Raw genomic sequence first — 310 nt, forward strand, 5'->3', positions numbered from 1 at the left:
ATTCGCCATTCCCACCCACCGCGGCGACTGCAGCATGTCGAAGTCGGTGAAGGAGAGGTAGAGCGAAATCAGGGCCGGCCCGAGCGTCAGCCCGAAAAAGCCGATGAGCCACGGAAGGAGGAAGAGATAGCCGGGCGCATTGGCATTCCAAAGACGCCTGAAGCGTCCTTCGGCCACGGCCCCCTGATATCTTTCCACTGATATGGCCCCTGCGGGCGTGCGCATCGCATTGCTCATACGGGATCAGCCTCGTGCGAGAATCTGCGTAATTTCAGTGACAAGCTGCTTGCCGCCGTCGGAGGGAGAGAGC

Annotated in this window: 1 pseudogene; it reads right to left on the bottom strand. The window is 60.6% G+C overall.

Annotated features, from left to right (window positions below):
- Positions 1 to 237: pseudogene (locus EOD29_RS31085) on the bottom strand (sugar ABC transporter permease); the annotation flags it as partial.
- Positions 238 to 310 lie beyond the last annotated feature (73 nt).

The sequence above is a fragment of the Mesorhizobium sp. M1A.T.Ca.IN.004.03.1.1 genome, assembly GCF_003997555.1.
Lineage (GTDB): Bacteria > Pseudomonadota > Alphaproteobacteria > Rhizobiales > Rhizobiaceae > Mesorhizobium.